The 18559-nt window shown below is 59.6% G+C and carries 17 protein-coding genes and 2 tRNA genes; 7 read left to right on the top strand and 12 right to left on the bottom strand.

Annotation, left to right across the window (positions count from 1 at the left end; genetic code table 11):
• The first annotated feature begins 3 nt into the window (after positions 1-3).
• The gene (locus Q0L62_RS06610; RefSeq protein WP_296678135.1) at positions 4-3456 is read left to right on the top strand and encodes an error-prone DNA polymerase; all 3453 of its coding nucleotides are present in this window, start codon (positions 4-6) and stop codon (positions 3454-3456) included.
• A 49-nt stretch (positions 3457-3505) separates the two neighbouring features.
• A complete protein-coding gene (locus tag Q0L62_RS06605) occupies positions 3506-4393 on the top strand; it encodes an alpha/beta fold hydrolase (protein ID WP_296678134.1) in 888 nt (295 codons plus the stop codon).
• Positions 4394-4396: 3 nt separating this feature from the next.
• On the opposite strand, the gene phoB is transcribed toward Q0L62_RS06605, so the two are convergent.
• Genes phoB through Q0L62_RS06575 form a run of 6 tightly spaced genes read right to left on the bottom strand, consistent with a single transcriptional unit; the run spans position 4397 to position 10280 of the window.
• Positions 4397-5086: a phosphate regulon transcriptional regulator PhoB gene (phoB, locus tag Q0L62_RS06600; protein ID WP_296678131.1), complete on the bottom strand. Its 690-nt coding sequence runs from the start codon at positions 5084-5086 to the stop codon at positions 4397-4399.
• A 5-nt stretch (positions 5087-5091) separates the two neighbouring features.
• Positions 5092-5775, bottom strand: a complete 684-nt coding sequence (gene phoU / locus Q0L62_RS06595) for a phosphate signaling complex protein PhoU (RefSeq protein ID WP_296678129.1) — start codon at positions 5773-5775, stop codon at positions 5092-5094.
• A 1-nt stretch (position 5776) separates the two neighbouring features.
• Positions 5777-6562 (bottom strand): phosphate ABC transporter ATP-binding protein PstB, encoded by a 786-nt coding sequence (pstB, locus tag Q0L62_RS06590; RefSeq protein WP_296678126.1) that lies wholly within the window; start codon positions 6560-6562, stop codon positions 5777-5779.
• Positions 6562-7812, bottom strand: a complete 1251-nt coding sequence (gene pstA, locus Q0L62_RS06585; RefSeq protein WP_296678123.1) for a phosphate ABC transporter permease PstA — start codon at positions 7810-7812, stop codon at positions 6562-6564. Before pstA ends, pstB begins: the two co-directional genes overlap by 1 nt.
• On the bottom strand, positions 7805-9196 hold the full coding sequence (pstC, locus tag Q0L62_RS06580) for a phosphate ABC transporter permease subunit PstC (protein ID WP_296678121.1): 1392 nt from the start codon (positions 9194-9196) through the stop codon (positions 7805-7807). The genes pstA and pstC overlap by 8 nt, the downstream gene beginning before the upstream one ends.
• Before the next feature lie 40 nt (positions 9197-9236).
• Positions 9237-10280, bottom strand: a complete 1044-nt coding sequence (locus Q0L62_RS06575) for a substrate-binding domain-containing protein (RefSeq protein ID WP_296678119.1) — start codon at positions 10278-10280, stop codon at positions 9237-9239.
• Between the two features lie 207 nt (positions 10281-10487).
• On the opposite strand from Q0L62_RS06575, the gene Q0L62_RS06570 reads away from it, so the two are divergent.
• A complete protein-coding gene (locus Q0L62_RS06570) occupies positions 10488-11156 on the top strand; it encodes a DUF2490 domain-containing protein (protein WP_296678114.1) in 669 nt (222 codons plus the stop codon).
• A 5-nt stretch (positions 11157-11161) separates the two neighbouring features.
• On the opposite strand, the gene Q0L62_RS06565 is transcribed toward Q0L62_RS06570, so the two are convergent.
• From Q0L62_RS06565 to recJ, 4 genes are all read right to left on the bottom strand, one after another.
• Entirely contained in the window at positions 11162-12334 is a 1173-nt protein-coding gene (locus tag Q0L62_RS06565; RefSeq protein ID WP_296678113.1) for an ATP-binding protein, read from the bottom strand.
• Positions 12335-12417: 83 nt separating this feature from the next.
• Positions 12418-12492, bottom strand: a tRNA-Glu gene (locus Q0L62_RS06560).
• A 30-nt stretch (positions 12493-12522) separates the two neighbouring features.
• Positions 12523-12597 (bottom strand) — tRNA-Glu (locus tag Q0L62_RS06555).
• A 79-nt stretch (positions 12598-12676) separates the two neighbouring features.
• Positions 12677-14464: a single-stranded-DNA-specific exonuclease RecJ gene (recJ, locus tag Q0L62_RS06550; RefSeq protein WP_296678109.1), complete on the bottom strand. Its 1788-nt coding sequence runs from the start codon at positions 14462-14464 to the stop codon at positions 12677-12679.
• A gap of 116 nt (positions 14465-14580) precedes the next feature.
• On the opposite strand from recJ, the gene Q0L62_RS06545 reads away from it, so the two are divergent.
• The 3 genes from Q0L62_RS06545 (at position 14581) to Q0L62_RS06535 (ending at position 16512) form a co-directional block, all read left to right on the top strand.
• On the top strand, positions 14581-15054 hold the full coding sequence (locus Q0L62_RS06545) for a flavodoxin family protein (RefSeq protein WP_296678107.1): 474 nt from the start codon (positions 14581-14583) through the stop codon (positions 15052-15054).
• 348 nt (positions 15055-15402) lie between these two features.
• Entirely contained in the window at positions 15403-15924 is a 522-nt protein-coding gene (locus Q0L62_RS06540) for a hypothetical protein (RefSeq protein WP_296678105.1), read from the top strand.
• A gap of 48 nt (positions 15925-15972) precedes the next feature.
• The gene (locus tag Q0L62_RS06535; protein ID WP_296678103.1) at positions 15973-16512 is read left to right on the top strand and encodes an AHH domain-containing protein; all 540 of its coding nucleotides are present in this window, start codon (positions 15973-15975) and stop codon (positions 16510-16512) included.
• Here the strand turns inward: Q0L62_RS06535 and Q0L62_RS06530 are convergent.
• Complete coding sequence (locus Q0L62_RS06530) at positions 16509-17489, bottom strand: nitronate monooxygenase family protein (RefSeq protein WP_296678100.1); 981 nt, start codon at positions 17487-17489, stop codon at positions 16509-16511. The genes Q0L62_RS06535 and Q0L62_RS06530 overlap by 4 nt on opposite strands.
• Positions 17490-17755: 266 nt before the next feature.
• Here Q0L62_RS06530 and Q0L62_RS06525 point away from each other — a divergent pair, with 266 nt between their 5' ends.
• A complete protein-coding gene (locus Q0L62_RS06525) occupies positions 17756-18298 on the top strand; it encodes an MOSC domain-containing protein (RefSeq protein WP_296678097.1) in 543 nt (180 codons plus the stop codon).
• A 23-nt stretch (positions 18299-18321) separates the two neighbouring features.
• Here the strand turns inward: Q0L62_RS06525 and Q0L62_RS06520 are convergent.
• The coding region (locus tag Q0L62_RS06520; RefSeq protein ID WP_296678094.1) for a UrcA family protein at positions 18322-18559 on the bottom strand (238 nt) is incomplete at its 5' end.

The following is an 18559-nucleotide window of genomic DNA, read 5'->3' as shown; positions in this document are numbered from 1 at the left end:
ACCATGCCCGAGCCCGCCCTTACCCCTGAACGGCGCCGGGTAGAACAGACCTTGCCGCCGCCCGAAGCGGCCGCGCCGTTTGTCGAGCTGGGGCTGGCAAGCTGCTTTTCGTTCCTGCGCGGTGCGTCCGATGCGGTCGACCTGGCGACCGCCGCTCGCGCGCTGGGTTATGACGCAATCGGGATTGCTGATGCCAACACCATGGCCGGGGCGGTGCGCCTCCATAGCGAGGCGCGCGCGCTGGGCCTGCGTCCTGTGATCGGCTGCCAGATCGAGACGGTCGAGGGCCTGGTCTTTTTGGCCTATCCTGCCGACCGTGCAGCCTATGGCCGCCTGTGCCGCCTGATTTCCGCTGGACGCATGGCAACGCCCGAAGGGCAGTGGCAGGACAAGGGGGTTTGCGACATCACGCTCGCCATGCTCGCCGCTCATGCGCAAGGCGTGCATCTGGTGTTGTTGCCGCCAGACGATCTCGACGCGCCCTTCAAGATCGCCGCGCAAAGCAATGTGGTGCCGCTTCGTAGTTCCGGCCTGCGGGGGGATGATCTGCGCACCGCCCCTTTTGCTCAGCTGCTTCCTGATCTTGCCGCGCAGCTGCCAACGCTGCGCCACCTGGCCGCCGCCTATCTCTACTCCGGTGATGATCTGGCCCGGATTGAGCGGCTTGATGCCCTGGCCAGGGCGCATGATCTGACGATCATGGCCACCAACCGCGTCCTTTATCATGCCCCGCACCGCCGCCCGTTGCATGATGTGATGACGGCCATCCGTCACAAGACCACGGTCGCCGCAGCGGGCCACCTGCTTCAAGCCAACGCTGAACGCCATCTCAAGGGGCCCCAAGCCATGGCTCGCCTGTTCGCCCGCTGGCCTCATGCGCTGGCTGTGGCGCGGCAACTTGCGGATGAATGTACCTTCAGCCTGGAGGAGCTGCGCTATGAATATCCGGAAGAAACCTGCCCCGACGGATTAAAGCCGCAGGACCAGCTGGACCGGCTGACCTGGCAGGGCGCTGCCCGGCGCTATCCCTCGGGCGTGCCCGCTAGCGTCGTCGATACGTTGCATAAAGAGTTGGTGCTGATCGGTAAACTAGACCTCGCACGGTACTTTCTGACTATCAAGGATATCATTGATTTTGCGAGAAATCAGGATCCACCAATCCTGTGCCAGGGGCGTGGTTCGGCGGCTAATTCGGCGGTCTGCTACTGCCTGGAAATTACCGCAGTCGATCCCGCGCGCCATGCCTTGCTGTTCGACCGGTTCATCTCCGAGGAGCGCAAGGAGCCGCCCGACATCGATGTCGATTTCGAGCACGAACGGCGCGAGGAGGTAATCCAGTACATCTACGCCCGTTACGGCCGTCACCGCGCTGGCCTGTGCGCCACGGTGATCCACTACCGCCCGCGCATGGCAATCCGCGAGGTGGGCAAAGCAATGGGGCTGTCGGAAGACGTGACATCCTCGCTCGCCCGCACGGTCTGGGGAGGACACGGACGCTCGATCAAGGAAGCGCATGTCGAGCAGGAAGCCGGTATGGACCTGTCCGATCCGCACCTCAGGCGGGTTCTTGCGCTTACCGAGCAAATGATTGGAATGCCGCGCCATTTGTCTCAGCATGTGGGCGGCTTTATCCTCACCCAAGGCCTTCTGACCGAGACGGTGCCGATCGGGAACGGGGCCATGCCCGATCGCACTTTTATCGAATGGGACAAGGACGATATCGACGCGCTAGGTATCCTCAAGGTCGATGTCCTGGCGCTGGGAATGCTGACCTGCATCCGCAAATGTCTGACCCTGCTGGGCGCACACCACGGCCAGGACATTACCTTGGCGAACGTCCCGCGTGAAGATCCTGCAGTCTACGACATGCTGTGCAAAGGCGATTCGCTGGGTGTGTTTCAGGTCGAAAGCCGCGCCCAGATGAACATGCTGCCGCGTCTGCGTCCGCGTCAATTCTACGATCTGGTGATCGAGGTGGCGATCGTCCGTCCCGGCCCGATCCAGGGTGATATGGTTCACCCCTATCTCAAGCGGCGGCGCGGGGCTGAACCGGTAGAAATTCCTGCCCCCGACGCCGAGCACGGACCCCCGGATGAACTGACCAGCATCCTCGGACGCACGTTGGGTGTGCCGATTTTCCAGGAACAGGCGATGAAGATTGCGCTAGATGCGGCCAAGTTTTCCAGCCTTGAGGCCAACCGTCTGCGCAAGGCAATGGCCACGTTCCGCAGCCGCGGCATGGTCGATGAACTGCAGGACATGATGGTCGGGCGAATGATCGCGCGCGGCTATGATCCGGTCTTCGCCGAACGCTGCTTCAACCAGATCAAGGGCTTTGGCGAATACGGCTTTCCGGAAAGCCATGCCGCCAGCTTCGCCTTGCTGGTCTATGTCTCGTCGTGGCTGAAGTGCCATTTCCCCGCGGCTTTCGCGGCAGCCTTGCTCAATTCGCAGCCGATGGGCTTCTATGCGCCCGCCCAGATTGTGCGCGATGCGCGCGAACATGGCGTCACGGTACTGCCGGTAGATGTCAACCACAGTAATTGGGATAACACGCTGGAGGGCGCTAAAGAGCACGTCGCGCTGCGCTTGGGCATGCGCCAGGTTGATGGCTTTCCCGAGGCTGCCGCCGCCCGCATCGTCGCCGTCCGGGCAGACGGTATTCCGTTCCGCAATATCCGCGAATTAAAGGAGCGCGCCGGACTCTCACCAGCACTGGTGGAACGCTTGGCTAGCGCCGATTGCCTGGGATCGCTGGCGCTCACCCGCCGTCAGGCGCTGTGGGATGCGCGCAGCTTGATTGCCGCCCCCGATCTGCCGCTGTTTGCCGCTGCCGCAACGCGCGACGAGGGGCCTGAACGCGGGGTTACTTGTCTGCCGCAAATGCCGCTGAGCGAGGAAGTGGTGGCAGATTACCAGACCCAGCGGCTCAGCTTGAAAGCGCACCCAGTGGCCTTTCTGCGCGCCAGCTTGGCCGAGCGCGGGTTTGTTCGGGCGAGCGAGCTGCGCGAACGGAAATACCGCAGCCAGGTCCAGGTGGCTGGCGTGGTGCTTATCCGCCAGCGCCCCGGCAGCGCCAAAGGGGTATGCTTCATCACGCTGGAGGATGAAACCGGAGTAGTGAACCTGGTGATCTGGCCCGATCTGATGGAAAAGCAGCGCAAGGTGATCATGGGAGCGCGGCTGATGGAAGTACGCGGCCGGGTGGAGTACGACGACGAGGTGATCCACGTCATCGCCCAGCACCTGACCGACGCAACCGTCAGCCTGCATGCCCTGTCGGACGATCTGCTGAACAGTCAGGTCGCCCGCGCCGATCACGTCAACAATCCCCTGCCATCGCGGGCTCAGGCCCCTGATTTCGAGTTGCCTGGTGCCGCCAACCGCGATTGCGCGTGGCATGGCGGGCATCCGCGAGATGCCCGGATAATACCGGCCTCGCGCGATTTTCATTGATTGCGCGCAGCAAGGACACTGCTAGCCTGAACCAAACAGGGAGAACATAATGGCAAAGCGCATAATGCTGATTATCGCTGCAGCGGTAAGCAACATCGGGCCATTGGCCGCCAAACCCTTGCCCGTCCCTCTTGCCATTTATACCGATCCTGCACCGGACAAGATGCATCCCGCGCGCATGGAAGTGCTCCACGTGCCTAGCGGCGGGGTCGAGATTAACGCTGCGGCATATCTTCCTGCAGGCAAAGGAACGCATCCGACTATCGTGATCTGCCACGGCTGGCCGGGTAACGAGAAGAACCTTGATCTGGCGCAGGCGGTTCGCCGGGCCGGATGGAACGCGATCACGTTCAATTATCGCGGGTCGTGGGGCAGCCCTGGCAGCTTCCGCTTTGCCCATAACCCTGAAGATGCCCAAGCGGTCATTGCCTACCTGCGCAATCCCGCCAACGCCGCCAAACTTGGCGTTGACCCGTCCAAAATCGCCATCATCGGACATAGTATGGGCGGATGGGTCAGCGCCACGGTCGGCGCTCGCGATCCCCGCCTTCTGGGTGCAGGGCTAATTTCTGCCGGCAACATGGGCATTCTGAAAATGTTGCCACGTGAAGAGCTGATCAAAGAATCAGCAGGAAACGCAGAAACCCTTGCTGATACCAGCCCCGAGCGGATGGCTGATGAACTGATCGCGGCCCCGACATGGTTTGATTTTCGTAGCGGAGCAGCGTCGCTGAAGAATAAGCCAGTTCTGGCCCTGACGTCGGACGACGGTCTGGCCGGACATACCGATGATCTGGTAAAAGCTATCCACGCTATAGGGGGCACCAAGGTTACGGCTTACCATGCGCCAACTGATCACAGCTGGTCTGACAGGCGGATTGACTTGCAAGTCCATGTCATTCGCTGGCTGAACACGCTGATACCGCCGCGAAAATAGCGCTTAGATGGCTTCGAGAGAGTACCCGGCCGACCGCACTGTGCGGACCGGATCAGCAGACCCGGCAAGTTCTATGCCCTTGCGCAGACGGCGAATGTGGACATCAACAGTGCGCAGTTCGATGTCGCTGTCCGTACCCCATACGGCATCGAGCAGCTGCCCTCGGCTAAATACCCTCCCGGGGTGCTCCATGAAGAACTTCAGCAGGCGGAACTCGGTCGGTCCCAGGGCGACCACCTGTCCCTTACGCGTGACCTTGTGAGCGGTCGCATCAAGCGCAAGGTCACCGACTTCCAAAGTCTCGCCGGCCAGAGCTGGCCGAATACGGCGCATGATCGCATTGACGCGCGCGATCAACTCGCGCGGTGAGAAGGGCTTGGTAACATAGTCATCGGCGCCGGTATCAAGACCGCGGATCTTGTCATCCTCGGCCCCGCGCGCGGTCAGCATCACGATGGGAACGTGGGCGGTTGATTTTTCGCGGCGCAAACGGCGACAAACTTCGATACCGCTGGTTCCTTCGATCATCCAGTCGAGCACCACCAGATCCGGAGCTTCTTCAACTGCAAGAAGCAGCGCTTCGTCGCCGTCTGCGGTTGCAGTCACGCTATAGCCCTCTGCGGTAAAGCGGAACTCTAGCAGCTCAGCCAAAGCCGGGTCATCTTCTACCAGCAGCAAACGCGGCGCGGGCACGGCGATCACACTCCCGTCTTGTCTTCCTTGTCCGTCAGATAGCTGCCGGTTGCTGCGTAATAGACCATTTCGGCCACGTTGGTGGCATGATCGCCGATCCTCTCAATATTGCGCGCAACGAACAGCAGTTGGGCAATGCTGGAAATGGTCGCCGGATTTTCCATCATATGGGTCACGAAGTTACGAAATATGCTCTCGTAAAATGCATCGACCTTGTCGTCACGGACGACAACCTCGGCGGCCAGAACGGGGTCGCGCGCTGCAAAAGCGGTCATTACATCATGGACCATGGCAATAGCCAAGTCGCCCATCGTCGGGATCAGGGTCAGCGGTTCGAACTTTCGCCGGTTTTCGATCTTGTCCGCGCTCTTCGCAATATTTTTGGCATAGTCGCCAATACGTTCGACGACGCCCGCGATCTTGAGTGCGGCAATTACCTCACGCAGATCGTCAGCCATTGGTGCGCGCAGCGCGATCGTGCGAACTGCGAGGCGATCAACCTCAGCCTCGAGGGCATCGATCCGCTTGTCGCGGGCAACGACTTCACGCGCTAGTTCGGAGTTGCCCTTGACCAAAGCTTCCATTGCTTCAGCAATTGCGACTTCGGCCAAACCTCCCATTTCGGCAATCAGGCCGCGCAGTTTGGTGATGTCCTCGTCGAAGGCCTTGACGGTGTGTTCGTGTGCCATTTTACCCGTACCTTCCGGTAATATAATCCTTGGTCCGTTCTTCACGCGGGTTGGTGAAAATATCGGACGTCTTGCCATATTCCACCATTCTGCCGAGGTGGAAAAAGGCGGTACGTTGCGAAACGCGCGCGGCCTGCTGCATCGAGTGGGTGACGATCACAATGGCGTAGTTTCCGCGCAGTTCGTCAATCAGTTCCTCGATCCGTGCCGTCGCGATCGGATCCAGAGCGGAGCAGGGCTCATCCATCAGGATTACTTCGGGTTCGACTGCAATTGCCCGAGCAATGCACAGTCGCTGCTGCTGCCCGCCCGAAAGCGCGGTACCGCTGTCACTCAGACGGTCCTTCACTTCTTCCCAAAGGCCGGCGCGGCGAAGCGAGCGCTCAACAATCTCCTCCAACTCGGTCTTGCTAGCGCTTAGGCCATGGATACGTGGACCATAAGCGACGTTTTCGAAGATAGATTTGGGGAACGGATTGGGCTTTTGAAATACCATGCCTACGCGTGCGCGCAGTTGCACCACGTCCATGCTCGATTTGTAGATGTCGATCCCGTCAAGCGCGATGTCTCCTTCAACGCGCGCGCCTGCAATCGTGTCATTCATCCTGTTTAGGGTGCGCAGAAACGTTGACTTGCCGCATCCGGAAGGCCCGATGAACGAGGTGACATATTTAGGGCTGATGTCGATCGAAACGTCATCAATGGCGCGTTTGTCCCCGTAATAGACTGAGACATTTCGCGCCGTGATCTTCGCATCAGCGGTATCAAGGGAATGAAGTGTGGTCATTACCAGCGTTTCTCAAAGCGGTTGCGAAGGTAGATGGCGAGGCCGTTCATCACCAGGAGGAACAGAAGCAGGACGATGATCGCGGCAGAAGTGCGTTCGACAAAACCGCGGTCGATTTCGTCCGACCAGAGGAAAATCTGAACCGGGAGCACCGTTGCGGGCGAGGTTACACCATCGGGCGGGGTGGCAACGAAAGCGCGCATCCCGATCATCAGCAGTGGTGCTGTTTCACCCAATGCGCGGGCCATTCCAATGATGGTGCCAGTCAGGATTCCCGGTAGGGCCAGTGGCAGGACGTGATGAAAGACGGTCTGGACGCGGCTGGCCCCGACGGCAAGCGCAGCATCGCGGATCGACGGCGGGACAGCCTTGATTGCGTTGCGTCCGGAAATGACGATAACCGGCATTGTCATAAGCGCGAGAGTCATGCCGCCAATCAGCGGCGCCGACCGGTAATTGGGGAAGATCGCCAGAAATACGGCGAGCCCTAGCAAGCCGAAGATGATCGACGGCACGGCCGCGAGGTTATTGATCGAAACCTCGATAATGTCGGTCCAGCGGTTCTTCGGGGCGTATTCCTCAAGATAGACGGCTGCCAACACGCCGATCGGAAAGGCCAGCAGCAGCGTAACCAGCATGGTCAGCATCGATCCTTTGAGCGCTCCCCAGATGCCCACATCCTGCGGGCCTGTCGCATCGCCGCGCGACAGGAACCCCAGGTCGATCGCATTAACAAGCTTGCCTTGCTTGCCAAGCGAATCGGCCAGGCCGCGCAATTGTGCTTGGCCATCACCTCGCAAAGCCGAGGCAAGATCATCGGATGCAGGGATTGAAACATTCAGCGTACCCGACAATTTGCTGGGATCGGCGATCAAAGCCTTTGCCACTTCACGCCATGCTCCGTCTTGAACCTGCGCAGCGCCTGCTTCACCAAGACCGTTGACAGCGGCGAAAGCGACAACGTCTTTCAGTCCAGCCCCGTCCAGCGCCTGCATCGCGCCCGTCCCCTGAAGCTGCGCTGGATCAATACTCAAAACACCGGACGTGAAGTCGATGGGAAAGCGAAGTTCGGCGCGCTTGAAACCGCCGAGTGCATTGGATGTCATCGTGAAAAGCAAAAAGGCGAGGACGAGGCCGGAAAAAAACACGGCACCGAAGCCAAGCGCTTTGAATCGCCGTTCAGCCGCATAACGGCGTTTAAGCAAGCGCTCAATGCGTTCATCGCGCGGCTGGCTCTCAAATTTACTCATAAGCTTCCCTGAAGCGCTTCACCACGCGCAAAGCTATGTAATTGAGCGCAAGAGTAACCAGGAACAGCACCATGCCTAGCGCGAAGGCCGACAAGGTAGCGGGGTGATCGAAGCTTCCCTCTCCTGTCAGCATGGCGACAATCTGGAAGGTCACCGTGGTCATTGATTCAAATGGATTGGCGGTAAGGCGCGCGGCGGCACCGGCCGCCATGACGACAATCATGGTTTCCCCGATAGCCCTGCTGACCGCCAGCATCACACCCGCTACAATACCCGGCAGAGCGGCCGGGATAAGTACCCGTTTGATCGTCTCGGATTTCGTTGCGCCCATGGCCAGGCTGCCGTCGCGCATGGCCTGGGGGACCGCGGCGATTGAATCGTCTGCCATTGAGGAGACGAAGGGAATGATCATGATTCCCATTACCAGCCCGGCGGCAAGCGCACTTTCACTCGACGCGCTCGATACCCCGATCATGTGCCCGAAATCGCGAATGAACGGGGCCACGGTCAGTGCGGCAAAATAACCGTAAACGACGGTGGGCACGCCGGCGAGTATTTCAAGCAGAGGCTTCATCCATTTGCGCAGAAGCGGCGATGCGTACTGCGTCAGGAAAATAGCGCTCATCAAGCCAAGCGGGATGGCCACCGCCATAGCGATGATCGCTCCTATGAAGATGGTTCCCCAGAACAGCGGCACCGCGCCGTAGGTATCGCCGCGCACCGACGCGGGATCGGACATAGGATCGGGCCCCCAATGGGTGCCGAACAGGAAGTCCACCGGGTTCACAACGTTGAAGAAGCGCGCAGTTTCAAAAATCAGTGAAGCGAGAATTCCAAAGGTGGTGAGGATCGCGACCAGTGATGCGCCGAGCAGCCCCATCATCACAGCGCGTTCGACCCGAGTGCGAGCAGTGAAATCGGGACGCAAGCGCACAAAGGCGTACGCGCCCCCCGCAAAGCCGATTGCCAGGGTCGCTACCAGACCGATGACCGAAAAATGCTTCAGCGCAGCGCGAAATGGCTCAACCAGTAAGGCGCTGCCTTGCTGAAAACCTGCGGTTGCCGACCCGCTCGCGATGGCCTGAGCCTCAGCCAGGATTGAATCCCGCTGGATCCCGAAAGCCGGCAACGTTGCTGCGGCGGGATTGGCCAACACCTGCTGCAAGACCAGACCAGGACTCAACGCGTCCCAAGCGACGGCAAACAGCAGAGCCGGAACTAGCGTCCATAAGGCTACGTACCAGCCATGGTAGTGCGGAAGAGAATGCAGTTCGCCACCCTCAACACGGACGGCCTTTCGCATGGACCATGCGCGCGAGCGTGCCGCCAGCCACCCGATTAGCCCCAGCGCCAGGGCAAGCAGAATCGGAATGGCAGGCGACATCGTTTGCTGGGTACCTTGTGCTCGATGATTCGAGCGGTTCTTACTTCAGTTCAGCGGGATCGAGCAGTGTGAAATCGCTTGCAGTCGTAGCGCTTTTGGCAAGCACGGCGTCCGGTGCAACGACCATGCCCTGCTTTGCCAGCAGGCCGTCTTTGCCCCAGCTCTTGGCCCACTCGGCTACAAACTCCTTCAGGCCCTTGATCGCATCCAAGTGTGCTACCTTGACGTAGATGTAGAGCGGACGCGCGCCAGGATAGCTGAAATCTGAAATCGAAGCATAAGTCGGCGTTATTCCGTTCATTGTCAGGCCCATCAGCTTGTCGGCGTTTTCCTCGAGGTAAGAGAATCCGAAGATGCCGATTGCCTTGGGATTGGCTTCCAGCTTCTGAACGATCAGATTGTCGTTTTCGCCCGAATCGACATAGGCCCCGTCATTACGCACTTCGGTGCAAACCTTGTCGTGCTTGTCCTTGTCGCTGTCTTTAAGCGCTTTCATTTCGGCATTGGCGTCGCAGCCCTTGGTCAGGATCAGTTCCTTGAGCGCATCGCGTGTGCCCGAGGTGCTGGGCGGGCCATAAACCAGGATCGGTTCGGCCGGATATGCCGGGTTGACATCCTTCCAGGTTTTGGTGGTGTTGGCCTTGCCGTAAGGGTTTGCGGCCAGCGCTTTGTAGACGTCTTCAGGCGTCAATTTGATACCCAGGCCGCCTTTGGATTCAGCAAAAGCCACACCATCCAGGCCGACCTGCACTTCTGCAATCTTTTCGACGCCGTTCTTCGCACAGTCTTCGTACTCGGATTTCTTCATTCGCCGAGATGCGTTCTCAATATCGGGGAAGGCAACGCCAACGCCAGCACAAAACAGCTTCATGCCTGCGCCCGTTCCGGTCGATTCGATGATCGGTGACTTGATCGCGGCGTTCGACTTTGCCAGCGAATCGGCAACTGCCTTGGCGAACGGATAAACCGTCGACGAACCAACGGCGCGGATTTGATCACGTGACGAGCTTTGCGCACCGCCGCAAGCTGCAAGCAGCGCGGAGGCGGAAATGACGGTGGCAAAAGTCAGCATTTTCTTGGTCATGGCGATTCTCTCGTTCGCGGATGTTGCCGCCGCTCTGGTTGGGTTTCGTGACAACTTCGTGACAATGGCTGTCGGTGCACTGACAGCATGGTGACAACGCGCGCAACGTCGTACGCTTGTCTAATTAGCGCGGCAAAGCGTCATTGAAGTGTCACAGAACGGACTTAATGGCCACCCCGAAGCTATCGCACAGGGATAACCAAGATCATGCGCAAGACAATTCTTCTCGCTACCGTGCCCGCGCTGGCGCTTGCCAGTCCGAGCTACGCGAATGAGGACACCCAGTATTGGCAGACACTCAGTGTGGGAGTAGCCCTTTCGCCTGACTTCAAGATCACCAATGAACTGGTCGCCCGCTCCGGAGAAGCACGCGGTTTCTACGAGCTAGAAAACTCAACCATGCTAAATTACAAGATAACGAAGCAAGTCACAATTGCGGCTGGATACGTTCACAATCCCACATATAGATCGAGCGATTTCGTCGCGATGGAGCACCGCTTTCGCGAACAGGTGACATTCGACAACATCGCCAAACTGGGGTCGATCAAGTTGGGTGCAAGGCTGCGAATGGAACAGCGCTGGCGCGATAACGTCGCCGGTACTGGTTGGCGTTTGCGCCCCTATCTCAAGGCCAGCATGCCTTTTGTCGGCAAATCATCGTTAAACGTTACCCACGAAAGCTTTGTAAACTTGAACACTACAGCATTCCAGAGGGTCGACGGTTATGACCGGATGCGAAATGCCGTGACCGTTTCTGTCCCGCTCAACAAGCAGGTCAGTCTTGATGTCGGCTACCTGAACCAGCTCGGCATTGTCCGAAATGGCCCGGATAACATGGACCATGTGGCCACCGTTGCTGTCAGCGCAAACTTCTGACCGGGTCAGTCCCCTGCGTGCCGCAAGGCAGGCAGGGTGACGCTGACCTGGGTGCCTTCGCCAAGCTGGCTTGATATCTCCAGTTGACCGCCATGTCGCTCGACTATGTGCTTGACTATCGCAAGGCCCAAGCCCGTTCCGCCCGAGGCCCTGCTTCTTCCCGGATCGGTGCGATAAAAGCGCCGTGTCAGGTGAGGCAGGTGTTCGGGCCCGATTCCGGGGCCCTGATCCGTTACGCGCACGATCAACTCCGAAGCTCCGTCACGCAATATTGCAACGTTCACGGCCGCGTCGGGTGATCCGTATTTCATGGCATTATCGATCAGGTTGCGCAGGATCTGTTCGAGCTGACGGGCGTCGCCTTTGATAAGTGGTTGGTCGACTGCTTCTTTCAACACGATGCGGTCTTTGCCTGTCATGGCGTTCATTTCCGACAGCACTCGGCGGACTAATTTGGCAAGGTCGACCTGTTCATCTGGCCTGTCGTGCTTTTCGGCTTCGACATGACTTAATGTCATCAGGTCTTCGACCAAGGTTAGCATGCGCTTGGCTTCGCGTTCGGTGACACTGAGGAATCGCTTGGTCGTCGTTTCGTCAACCGCCGGACCGCCATCTGACAGGGTTTCAACATAGCCGATGATCGCCGCAAGAGGCGTGCGAAGTTCATGACTGGCATTGGCGACAAAATCGGTGTGAGCCCTGCTGACATCCGATTCTGCAGTGCGATCGATCATTTCGATCATCCAGCGCTCATCATCGACGCGGCGGCGGGTAAGTTGCCATAAGCTGCGCCCCCCGGTGAATCCGGCGATACTGACCGTGTCATTATCGTCCATCTCGAGCAATCGCATGGCATCGGGATGGCGCAGCGCAATGCGCGCGTCCTGGCCGACAACATGAGTGCCAAGGGCCGCACGCGCAGCAGCATTTGCGACAAGAATCCGCCGGCCATCCAGGATCAGCAGGGGATGGCCAAGCGGCTCGATGGTCTCGCGCACCGCATCGCGCGAGACTTCGCCCAAATCTACGCGCGGCGGTAAAATCTCCGGCTCAGGGGCTGCCAGCCACAACGAGCCAATCCAGACAATCAAGACTATCAGGGCGATCCACGCACTGACGCCCGCGGCGATTATCGCTGCAGCAGTGGCCGCGGCAAGGATCGCGCTTGGCCAGGGCATGGGTCGCACAGGTCTCATCAGGATTGCTTTAGAAAGGGGTTGGTGATGATGCCAGACGCAAATGCGGCCCATGTATTACCATGTGGTGACCCCTACGGGAATCGAACCCGTGTTTCAGCCGTGAGAGGGCCGCGTCCTGACCGCTAGACGAAGGGGCCGCAGAACCAAAACGCCCACGGCATTCCCGTTGGTGACCCCTACGGGAATCGAACCCGTGTTTCAGCCGTGAAAGGGCCGCGTCCTAACCGCTAGACGAAGGGGCCTCACTGGGTGTGCCGTGGGCAGGCCCGCGCCTTTAGGCAAGCACGGGAAAAGGGTCAAGCCCTCGCTGGCAAGAATGTCTCAATCACAGAACGCTGCATCTTCCAGATGAAGTTCTGCCGCAGGCCGCGATGTCCAATCATCGATCTTGGCACGGCCGGCCAGCCACAGCCGGCGCTGGTGCGTGGCGTGAAGCAGGGTTTGACCCATTTCGCTGTTGGCCGCGCGAAAGGCGATGGCTTTGAAGCTGGTGCCATCATCGCCGCGCACGATAAGGCGCAAGTGATCGGTGCCCACCACATCAGCCTTGACCAGCCGCACTGGCCCGACCGCTATGCGCGGCCCTGGCCAACCAACACCAAAAGGGCCAGCGCTCTCCATGGTTTCGACCAGAGCTGGCACAAGCCCGCCTGGCGCAATCGCCATATCCAACAGCATAGCCTGGTTCGCCATGGCGACCGAAACGGTGCTGCCCAGTTGTTTGTCAAGCCAGTCGCCGAGCGCGTCGATCTTGCCTTCGGCAATGGTCAGCCCTGCCGCCATCGCGTGCCCTCCGCCAGCCACCAACAGGCCATGCTCGCGCGCGGCAATGATCGCTGCACCCAGATCGACACCGGCAATCGAACGTCCTGACCCTTTGCCGTTGCCATGCTCGTCCGCATTCAGCGCGACGACTAGCGTAGGTTTGCCGGTTTTTTCCTTAATTCGCCCGGCGACAATTCCGATCACGCCCGGATGCCAACCGTGGCCCGCAATTGTTAGAACCGCTCGGTTGTGCTGGGCAGCAATCTGGGCTTCGGCGGCCTCTTGCACTTCTGCCTCGATCGCGCGGCGTTCTTCGTTAAGGGTGGAAAGCTGCGACGCAATAGCGCGCGCCTCGTCGGGATCTTCCGTTATCAAGAGCCGCACGCCCAAAGTCGATTCGCCAACGCGCCCACCGGCATTGATCCGCGGGCCCAACGCAAAACCGAGATCGCTGCAAGTGGGCGCTCGGCTAAGCCGGCTGGCATCGATCAGTGCGGCCATGCCGATATTATCGCGCCTTGCCATGACCTTCAGGCCCTGAGACACAAGTGCGCGGTTCAGCCCGTGGAGTGCCGCCACGTCGGCAACTGTGCCAAGCGCCACGATGTCGAGCAGCGCGAATAGGTCTGGTTCGCTTCTGCCGTCAAAGAAACCGCGCTGGCGCAAGGTGCGTACTATGGCGACGGCGAGCAGAAATGCGACACCAACAGCGGCAAGATGCCCATGCGCCGCGCCGGTATCGCTTTCGTCCAGCCGGTTGGGATTGACCAGGGCAGCAGCCAGCGGAAGTTCGGCCGAGCACTTGTGATGATCCACCACGATCACGTCCACCCCGGCGGCATGGGCCATGCCTAGCGCCTCATGCGCCATTGCACCGCAATCGACCGTGACAATCAGACTTGATCCTTCTTCGGCCAGACGAACCAGTGCTGCGCCAGAAGGTCCGTACCCTTCAAGCAAGCGATCTGGAATGTAGTATCCCGCATCGAGCCCCAGATCACGAAGCAGACGGATCAGCAACGCGGCGCTGGTTGCACCATCAACATCATAATCGCCGTAGACAGTTACGCGTTCCTGAGTCAGGACCGCCTGAGCCAGGCGTTCTGCGGCGGCGTCCATGTCGCGGAATTGCGACGGATCAGGCAGGAAGGCACGCAATGAGGGGTTGCGGTGGCGCTCCACATCTTCCGGAGCCACGCCGCGTGACAACAACAATTGTGTGACCAGGTCGTGATCCAACGTTGCCGCGCCGCCACCGAGATTCATGTTGCCGCCGCGCCAACGCCACAAGCGACCGGAAAGTGAACGGTCAAGGCCAAGGACGGAAGCGTGCGGTGCAGACATACCTGTAGCGCTATCCTATTGCGGCCTCAGCGCAAAGGCCCAGTCGATGACGGCCGGCAGTTGACGCGGTATGGCATGTCGGACCAATCCCAGGCGAATTGTCTCAGGAGAAATTGATGCTGGCGATTGTCTGGCACAGCCGAACCGGCGCATCGCGCGCCATGGCGCAAAGCGCTGACCGCGGTGCAGCAGGCCGGGCGCGGCTTATCCATGCTGGAGACGTTGTGGCGCAGGATTTGCTGAACGCTAGCGGCTATCTGTTTGTTTGTCCCGAAAACCTGGGCACGATGAGCGGCATGATGAAAGACATGTTCGATCGCTGCTATTATCCGTTGCTTGGGCAGATCGAAGGACGGGCCTATGCCACCGCCATTGCGGCTGGGTCCGATGGCCGCGGGGCGCAAGCCCAGATCGACCGGATCGTGACAGGCTGGCGGCTGCGCCGCGTTGCTGAGCCTCTGATCGCTAACCTGGGGGCTCAGACGCCTGAGCAAATATTGGCGCCAAAGGTGATTGAACAGGCGATTGCGCAGCAATGTTTCGATCTAGGTGCGGCGCTTTGCGAAGGCCTCGACGTGGGACTGTTTTGACACATTGATGCAATTAGCACCGAAATCGAACAATCGAATGCGTCAGGACTCGACTAAACCATTGTATAAGTGCCAGAGACATAAGTGTTACTTGGAACAGATCGGGGTTAAGTCATCGTTGATGCACGCAACAATTGCGAGCTTGCTGACGGCACGGTCCTTTCGCTTGTCTTTGCGGAAGGGCATCGACCCCACGCAGACCTTATCGCAGAAGCAGGACTGACACCGGGGCCGGAAGGCGCTTTTTCAATCAGTCACCGGCCGGATCCGCAAGAAGGGTGGCTGGAACTGCTGGCCAGCGGCCTGACCTTTGATTGCCATGGATTGCCGCCGGCCGGACCTTCGCCGATGCCTGGCCCAGGCGCATTGCTGGGGATCGATGCTTTGCCCCGTGGAGAACCGATCGCGCTCAGACCAGGGCAGCATATCGCGGCTGGGCGCGGTCTGCTGCCGGTTGTTCGCGTTCTGGCCGCGATAGGGAATAGGCTCGCCGCCTTGCCCCATGTCCGGGCGGTCTGCTGGCTTCCCGCAGGAAGCTGGATGGAACCGGCATATTACCGCCGTGTGGTGGGTGACTGGCTTAATGGTGGTGCCTTTCCTGCACTTGGCTTGACGTCGCTGCGGCGAGAAAGCAATGGCGCGATGGTCTCGCTCGGCCTTGGCCTTCTGATCGGTCAGGAACTTCGGTTCGAGCCCGAACGTTCTCTCTCTGCGGGCGCTGTTGCCCGTATTTCGGTGCGGTTGATCCACGAACTGGTCACCAGCGGTCCGGTCGATTCGCCGCGCGAGTTTACCGGCGCCGATGGAGAGGTTCTGCTTGCCGTACCGGTCAGAGGCGGGGCGCAGCTTCGGGTCATGGTACGCAAATGATCTTATGCAGGTTGTCTTTTCGGCGGAAAACAAACCTTGCCTGAACGGGTGCGGGGTATCCCTTTTGTTCCCCCGAAACGTCGTGACTGCATTCGCTTTCGTGCGGTCAATTGCAGAAACGCGCCTGATTATGACGGCGGCCTGCAGCGGCATCACATCCTGCCGCGCCAAATCCTCAAGAAGGCCGCTTTCACACCGATGCTTGCAGCCATCGGTACAGACCGCCTGTGCTTTGACGATTTCCGCGCCAATGGCTTGCTCCTGCCGGCCAATGACGACGCTGCGATACGCCATGGACTGCCGCTCCACCGCGGCCCGCACAACACCTACAACGCCATGGTGATGGAACGTGTTGGCCAGATTGAACAGACATGGTCTTCAACGCGTTTGCCCGCGCCCGAAATCGCTCTATGCGAAGCTTACGAGCGACTTGCATTGCTGCAACGCGCGCTGCGCCGACGCCTTCTTGATCAGCAGCGCCGGCTTCGGCTCAATCGCAACGATCCGTTGGGCAGCGGAATCGACTTTGCCGAGTTGGATGCCATGGCCAATGCGTTGTGGCCAGCGACAGAAGACGCAGTAAGCTAGCTTGCCGTCATGCGCGCCTTGGTCGCCAATTCCAGCCGAGCATGGTTATATTCAGTTTCCAGCCGGTCAACCCGGTCGGCCACGCTTTCTACCGCGGTAACGGCACCAATGCCTTGACCCGAACCCCAGATATCCTTCCATGCCTTGGCTTCGGTGTTGCCGCCCGATCCAAAGTTCATTGCACTGGGACTGCTGACCGGCAGATTGTCGGGATCCATACCCGCCGCGACGATTGAGGGTCGCAGGTAATTTCCGTGAACTCCGGTGAAGAGGTTTGAATAGACGATATCGTCGGCCCGCCCGTCGACGATCGCATTCTTGTAACCTTCAGCCGCATTTGCCTCTTTGGTTGCGATCCACGGGCTGCCGATATAGCCGAAATCGGCGCCCATCGCCTGCGCCGCCAGGATCGAACGGCCGCAGGCGATTGAGCCAGACAGGGCAATCAAGCCTTCGAACCACTCGCGGATTTCCTGCATCAGGGCGAAGGGTGACAGTACCCCGGCGTGGCCGCCAGCCCCAGCCGCCACAGGGATCAACCCGTCAGCGCCTTTTTCAATGGCCTTGCGGGCGAACCTGTCATTTATCACATCGTGCATGACGATCCCGCCCCATCCATGCACCGCCTTATTCAGGTCTTCACGCGCGCCCAGCGACGTAATGATCATCGGGACCTGCCACTTGGCGCAGACTTCCATGTCCTCATCCAGCCGGTTATTCGACTTGTGGACGATCTGGTTGACGGCAAAGGGCGCCGCCGGACGATCGGGATTATCGCGATTGTGCGCGGCCAGCTCTTCGGTAATCCGGTGACACCATTCGTCGAACACGCCTGAGGGCCGCGCGTTGAGCGACGGGAACGAGCCGACGATCCCCGCCTTGCACTGGGCAATCACCAGTTCGGGTCCAGAAACGATGAACAGCGGCGAACCGATGACGGGCAGGCGAAGGCGATCGAACGGGGCGGGAAGCGGCATCTCTCGAAGGATCCAGTTCTGGTTGTTTCGGTTTTCCTATGAGACTTGATTGGACCTGTCGAGTGGTCCGAAGTTCACAAAGTTGACAGGGCCGCCCCATCTGAAAAAAGTCAGCGGCGCTCTGACCACACCAGTCCAAGCGGTGAAATGGGCGACAGGGGCTGCGGATGCTGCGATCATGGCCCAGGTTTTATAGAACGCGCATGATGTAGGAAAACCGCAGCATCTGCTTGCCCGTCTGGCAGCGGTCCCATAGCCTGACCGTCATGAGCGCCACGATCCTTGCCCTGGCCAGCGACCCGGCGCACCGTTTCTCAAAGATTGAACAGTGCGAATTGACGCTTATTGCCGGACGGGGAGCCAAAGGTGATGCGCACGCCGGCCAGACAGTCCAGCATTTGTCGCGGATCGCCAAGGATCCCTTTCAGCCTAATTTACGCCAGATCCACTTGATCCATGCTGAACTGTTTGAAGAGCTCGCGGCGCAAGGTTTTGCTGTTGCGCCTGCCCAGCTTGGCGAAAACGTGACGACACGCGGGGTGGACCTGCTTGGCTTGTCGCGCGGGACGCGATTGCAGCTGGGACAGGAAGCGGTGATCGAAATTACCGGCTTGCGCAATCCTTGCCGTCAGATCGACGGGCTTGCCAAGGGCCTGATGGCGGCCACGCTCAGCCTGGCGGACAACGGCAGCCTAATCCGCAGGTGCGGCGTCATGGCGATTGTTGTCGCGGGAGGCACCATATCCGTTGGCGATCCGATCGAACTTCACTCGATGCCAAAGATACATCAGCCGCTTGAGCCGGTATGACCCCGGCGGCCAAAGGGGACGGTTCAATTGTTCCCGCCACGGCTGACCGCGCTTTCCATTTGCGGCCGCGCGCTGGCCCAGGCGTACTCGCTGCAGGCCTTGCTATCATTGATTTGCCATTTCGCCGCCCTGGGAGGCGGCCCGCAGAAACGAGCGATCACGTTAGTGATGCGTTTTTCAAGTTTGGAGACCCCGGCGGCTGTCGCAAGGTCGAGATCTTTGATGCCAACGACCATTTTGACCGGCTCCAGTCCTTCCGGG

The organism is Novosphingobium sp. (assembly GCF_024642085.1).
Classification (GTDB): domain Bacteria; phylum Pseudomonadota; class Alphaproteobacteria; order Sphingomonadales; family Sphingomonadaceae; genus Novosphingobium.
Note: the sequence above shows the minus strand (reverse complement) of the source record. Positions and strands in the feature narration are given on the sequence as shown.

Bases quoted from the DNA above. Each gene is read 5' to 3' on its own strand.
- Q0L62_RS06610 (WP_296678135.1), top strand. From the start codon at position 4: ATGCCCGAGCCCGCCCTTACCCCTGAACGGCGCCGGGTAGAACAGACC.
- pstC (WP_296678121.1), bottom strand. From the start codon at position 9,196: ATGTCGCCTGCCATTCCGATTCTGCTTGCCCTGGCGCTGGGGCTAATC.
- Q0L62_RS06545 (WP_296678107.1), top strand. From the start codon at position 14,581: ATGCTGGCGATTGTCTGGCACAGCCGAACCGGCGCATCGCGCGCCATG.
- Q0L62_RS06530 (WP_296678100.1), bottom strand. From the start codon at position 17,489: ATGCCGCTTCCCGCCCCGTTCGATCGCCTTCGCCTGCCCGTCATCGGT.
- Q0L62_RS06540 (WP_296678105.1), top strand. From the start codon at position 15,403: ATGCCTGGCCCAGGCGCATTGCTGGGGATCGATGCTTTGCCCCGTGGA.
- Q0L62_RS06575 (WP_296678119.1), bottom strand. From the start codon at position 10,280: ATGACCAAGAAAATGCTGACTTTTGCCACCGTCATTTCCGCCTCCGCG.
- Q0L62_RS06570 (WP_296678114.1), top strand. From the start codon at position 10,488: ATGCGCAAGACAATTCTTCTCGCTACCGTGCCCGCGCTGGCGCTTGCC.
- pstA (WP_296678123.1), bottom strand. From the start codon at position 7,812: ATGAGTAAATTTGAGAGCCAGCCGCGCGATGAACGCATTGAGCGCTTG.
- Q0L62_RS06525 (WP_296678097.1), top strand. From the start codon at position 17,756: ATGAGCGCCACGATCCTTGCCCTGGCCAGCGACCCGGCGCACCGTTTC.
- Q0L62_RS06605 (WP_296678134.1), top strand. From the start codon at position 3,506: ATGGCAAAGCGCATAATGCTGATTATCGCTGCAGCGGTAAGCAACATC.
- pstB (WP_296678126.1), bottom strand. From the start codon at position 6,562: ATGACCACACTTCATTCCCTTGATACCGCTGATGCGAAGATCACGGCG.
- phoU (WP_296678129.1), bottom strand. From the start codon at position 5,775: ATGGCACACGAACACACCGTCAAGGCCTTCGACGAGGACATCACCAAA.
- Q0L62_RS06565 (WP_296678113.1), bottom strand. From the start codon at position 12,334: ATGCCCTGGCCAAGCGCGATCCTTGCCGCGGCCACTGCTGCAGCGATA.
- recJ (WP_296678109.1), bottom strand. From the start codon at position 14,464: ATGTCTGCACCGCACGCTTCCGTCCTTGGCCTTGACCGTTCACTTTCC.